This window comes from Finegoldia magna, assembly GCF_018371055.1.
Taxonomy (GTDB): Bacteria; Bacillota; Clostridia; order Tissierellales; family Peptoniphilaceae; genus Finegoldia; species Finegoldia magna_I.
Map to the genome: position 1 here is coordinate 1 of NZ_JAGYZD010000156.1, position 4,197 is coordinate 4,197.

The following is a 4,197-nucleotide window of genomic DNA, read 5'->3' on the forward strand; positions in this document are numbered from 1 at the left end:
TAAATGATGAATGGTATTGGGATTATAGGATTAATATAACGACAAATGGGATTAATTATGCTAGTAAAGAAGTACAAGATTTTATAAAGAAAAATCAAGGAAAACTTGAAATTGCAATTACCTTAGATGGTACAAAAGAAAAACATGATATGCACAGAGTTTTCCCAAATGGAAAAGGTTCTTATGATGAAATAATAAAAAACATAGAACTGTACAAAAATCAATTTCAAGCTTCTACCAAAGTTACTTTTTCAAGTAAAGATTTAAAATATTTGAAAGATAGCATAATCCATTTATGGGAATTAGGAATATCTGATGTAGCAGCAAATGTAGTATTTGAAGATGTTTGGCAAGATGGAGATGAAAAAATTTTTGAAGACCAGTTAATTGAATTGGCAGACTATATCCTGGAAAATAGACTATTTGATAAATATTCTTGTACTTTATTTGATGAATCTATAGGTTTTCCAAATAGTAGAGAAATATTAGAAACAGCTTCATGTGGTGCTGGAAAGATGATTGCAGTTGGTCCTGATGGATCATTGTATCCATGTATGAGATATAAAGATTATTCACTTAACAATAAAAAAGAAGTTGTAATTGGTGATGTAGAGAATGGTATAGACTTTGATAAAATAAGACCTTATTATCTGTTAAATACAAAACTTCAATCTGATGAGGAGTGTCTTAACTGTAGGATTGCAAGTGGATGTACTTCATGTTTTGGTCATAATTATGACTCTGCAGATAGTAACACAAATTTTCAAAAGGCAAAGTATATTTGTAAAATGCATAAAGCAAGAATAAGAGCAAATAACTACTACTTTGCAGAACTATATAATAGGTATGGAATAGAAAGAGAAATTAATAACGGAGGAAGAGATAAACTTTATTTTTTGTTATCTAATTCACCCGTAAGAACTTGTGCTAGTAGTGAAGATAGAAGTGATCCTTCTATTATGTCTAATGAAACAATAATGCAAGGATTAGAATATGCTAAAAATAATTTTCTAAGACCAGTATTCATACATAGTAATTATGGACTCAATTTAAATTTCAAAGAGATAGACTTAAAAGGACATAATATTTTTCACTATTGCTCAATAAGAAATCAAGATAGCATAAGAAAAATAACTAATAACTATATCCTTACAATTGAATATCCTGATGATGAAGAGTTTGTAAGAAATATGAAACTAGAAGAAAATATAATTCTAAATATATCATCTAAATGTTTAAGTGATATGGAGACTTTTATAACAAAATTATTCAATAAGACTAACAGGATTAATCTAAATATATTAGATATTGATAAACAATTCAATTATAACCTATATGAAAAACAACTAAAGAATATTTCTGATTATATTTATTACGAATATGTGAATAAAGGAATAATTAAAGAACTGAATGTAATAACTGATGAATTATTTATGAAGACAAAAGAATTATGTGATAGTGGATTAAATTCTTATACCCTTGCTAGCAACGAAAAGTTTTATGTTTGTCCAGAATTTTACTTTAATTTTCCTTTGGATTATATAGGAAGCTTAGAAGATGGAATAAAAGAGAAATACAATAGACATTTATACTCAGAAAAATATTCTCCACTTTGCAATAAATGCAGTGTTTGTCATTGTAATTCTTGTAGTTTTGAAAATTATATAAATACAAATGAAATTAATATACCTTCTAAGAATTCATGTGTAAAATCTAGTATTGAATATATAGTCTCTTACGAATTACAGAAAAAATTATCAAAGTTAATGGACTTTGATAGACATATAAAACCATTAAATTATTTAGATCCATTTGTTGATGTTTTAGAAAAAAATCCTGTAAATGGAATTTTAAACAAGAAATACTTGGAGGATAGCTAAGTTGAAAGAAGTTGGAACATTAACACAGGAAGAATGTAGTAATATAGAAGAGCTTCTTGAAAAGAAAATAGCATTAGAAAACCTGTTGAATATTTTATCTGAAAGTCAAGAAATTTATAAAGAAGTAGATAGAGATTATAAAAACATAGTAGAAGAATATGAGAAATGGTGGAGAGATACATCCGATAAATATATTTGGGAAAGTACTGAAAATTCTTTTTGGTCAATTGATTTTAAATCTAGGAAAGTATATTTAGTAGATGAATAATATGTTTGATTGGAGTGAACACAAAAAAATAATTGATAAATTTATATTACCACAGAAAAAGAAAATTATATATTTAATAATAGTCATACTATTAGGAATAATTGCGAGTATGGCGATTCCTTATGTATTTGGGAAAATTATTGATTTGATAGTAATAAAAGATTTGCAATTAGTATTAAAGTTTATTCTCATAAGTCTATTTTTAAATATATTTCAAAGTTTAAGCAGTATTTTGGAGGAATGGATAGGCAATATATTATCTATAGATTGTTCAAATAGTATAAAAGAAGCGATGTTCGCTAAAATTTTAGATACAAGATATGAATTTTTAAATTCGTATGGTGAAGGAGAACTTGTAAGTAGAATAGAAAATACAGGCGATAAAATAGTCAGTTTCTATATAGATTTATTTTCAAGCATAGTTATGATTATGTTTAGCATCATTATATCTGCTTATATTATGATTAGGATATCATTAAAGTTATTTATAATTGCGATTATATTACTTCCATTGACCTACGGAATTAACTATATATTCAAAAATACTATTATTAGTAAACAAAGATACTATATTACAAAATTAGATGCATATTCAGATTATCTTGTAGATACGATTTCAAATTTAACTGGAATAAAACTAAATAATCTGGAAAAAACATTTAAAAGAAATTATAAAAATAAGCTTCAGGATTTAAAAAATGTATCTATGTCTAATTTGAAGATAAATATGACTGTAAGGAGTTTACAAGATTTGATAACTATTATTTTAAGTTCTCTAATTTTATTTACTTCGGCGAGGTTAATAATATTAGGAAATTTGACATTGGGAAATATAGTTGCCTTTAGTAGTTATATGGAAAAGTTACATTCGTCAATTAAAAAAATTGGTGATTTAAACTTATCTTTTAATGAAGTTATTGTAGATTTAGAACGATATAGGAAAATTATGTATCATGACAATGAAAAGAAAATTGATGGAAAGAAATTATCAAAAGTAACTAGCCTAAAATTTAAAGATGTTTCATTTAAATATGATGATGGATACATATTGAAAGATTTTTCATTTGAAATATCGAAGCCTGGTTTATATGGAATAGTTGGAGAAAATGGATCTGGTAAAACAACAATTTTTAACCTAATTAGTAAACTTTATACTGATTATGAAGGTGAAATCTTAATAAATGACATCGAAATAAGTGATATTAAAGATGAAGATTTAAGAGATGAAGTCTTATTTATAGAAAGCAAACCATTTATATTACGTGAAAACCTAAATTCTAATATTACATTATTCGAGAAAAAGAAGGTAGATGAATTATATTTAAAAAAAATAATTCAATTCTTAGAATTAAAAAGAATTGAAAAATATAGTACTAAAAATTTGAAAGACACTTTATCAAAAGGAGAACAACAAAAAATTCAGCTGGCTAGGATGATGATTGGTCGATATTCTTTGATTTTATTGGACGAAGTATTATCTGGATTGGATCAAGAGATGAAGGAAAAAGTAATTTCTAAAATAAAAGAAAGAAGTAAGAATAATATTCTAATAATAATTTCACATGAATATGAAATACAAAGGATATGTGATGGAATATTTTTAATGCCTGATAAAAATATTTCAATATAAAAGTATTCACAAAAGTTAGCTGAAATAAATTTCTAACTACTATAAAATTAAATTAGAAATAAGGCAGTAAAAGCGTTAGTAGCGTAAAGGAGATATGTTAATGAAAGAAAAATTAAAAAAAATATTTTTAGGGTTAATTTTTGTATTGGCTATTTGTGTACTTATCTTACCTAATAATAATGTAGCAGCATCCGATGGAGAAAATTTGAGCTATAGTGATATTGAAAAAATAGGAGATGAAGTTCAGAAATACATCATTGTAGATAATGGTAGGTTATATTTTGATTATCAAAGTGCACAAAATAATAACGAAAGTCCAAAAGTTATAGAACAAGGCTTATTGTTAGAATCAGTTAGTTCAAATTATGCAGAATTTAATACAGAAGGTTACAGAACTCGCTCAATAGGTTTACCAATAT

General features: G+C 25.5%; 3 protein-coding genes and 1 pseudogene. All 4 read left to right on the plus strand.

Annotated elements, in window-relative coordinates; translation table 11 throughout:
* Nucleotides 1–1,880, plus strand: a 1,880-nt coding sequence (locus KHW44_RS06985) for a radical SAM peptide maturase, CXXX-repeat target family (protein WP_304067679.1), incomplete at its 5' end; no start/stop codon positions are given.
* A gap of 1 nt (nt 1,881) precedes the next feature.
* A complete protein-coding gene (locus KHW44_RS06990) occupies nt 1,882–2,148 on the plus strand; it encodes a CXXX repeat peptide modification system protein (RefSeq protein ID WP_304067681.1) in 267 nt (88 codons plus the stop codon).
* A gap of 1 nt (nt 2,149) precedes the next feature.
* Entirely contained in the window at nt 2,150–3,778 is a 1,629-nt protein-coding gene (locus KHW44_RS06995) for an ABC transporter ATP-binding protein (protein ID WP_304067684.1), read from the plus strand.
* Nucleotides 3,779–3,878: 100 nt separating this feature from the next.
* Nucleotides 3,879–4,197: pseudogene (locus KHW44_RS07000) on the plus strand (hypothetical protein); the annotation flags it as partial.